General features: G+C 65.3%; 2 protein-coding genes. Both read right to left on the bottom strand.

Annotated elements, in window-relative coordinates:
- Positions 1-540: HutD family protein (locus ENZ74_RS33400; protein ID WP_127313367.1), on the bottom strand; the 540-nt coding region annotated here is incomplete at its 3' end.
- 85 nt (positions 541-625) lie between these two features.
- A partial coding sequence (locus tag ENZ74_RS33395) for a hypothetical protein (RefSeq protein WP_164761478.1) occupies positions 626-750 on the bottom strand: 125 nt, incomplete at its 5' end.

Below are 750 nucleotides of genomic sequence, written 5' to 3'. Positions count from 1 at the left end.
CTCATGGGCGGGTTGGACAAGCAGGCCGGTGCTGACCGGCCCGGACAGCAGCGTGTCGAGCGGCCCGAGGCGAACCGGTTCAGCGGCGGGCACACTGATGTCGCCGTCCAAGCACAGGATGAGCGTTGTGCCGGCTTCAGTCCGGATTTCCACGGGGGCCGAAATCACCAGGCGTTCGACCGAATGCGTCATCCGGCTACGGCGGGTCATGACATTGAGATCGGTGATCGGTCCGCCGATCAGCGCGGCCGAGGTCTGCACGTCGGCCGGGAAAGAAAACAGGGCGGTCGTCCTGTTTATAGATCTCGGCGGGTAGCCGGCAATCTCGAGGACGATGCCCTCGCCTTCGAGCACGGCAAGGGTGCGATCGATGCCGGCGAATTGCGAGAACGGACCGCTCGATTCGACACGCGCCATCGACACGCGCCAGTCGAAATCGTTTAGCCCGGCACCGGGCGGCGAGACGGCGATTTCCGTCGTCACGCCGCCGCCGTTCTTCCACGGCATCGACCGGTATTCGGCTGCCCGCAGGATGCGCATGCCTAGCCCTCCGCTATGGCTACGGGCGTTCGAAACTCGAAAAGCCGATTCCGCGGCTTTTCGCCTGCCTGCGGCCGGACGTTTCTCACCCGAGAATGCCGGGCAGGTTGAGCTGGTGCTCCTTGGCGCATTCGACGGCGATTTCGTAGCCGGCATCGGCGTGGCGCATGACACCGGTCGCCGGGTCGTTCCACAACACCCGCTCCAGGC

It is taken from the genome of Mesorhizobium sp. M7A.F.Ca.CA.002.15.2.1, from assembly GCF_003998715.1.
Classification (GTDB): Bacteria; Pseudomonadota; Alphaproteobacteria; order Rhizobiales; family Rhizobiaceae; genus Mesorhizobium; species Mesorhizobium ciceri.
Note: the sequence above shows the minus strand (reverse complement) of the source record. Positions and strands in the feature narration are given on the sequence as shown.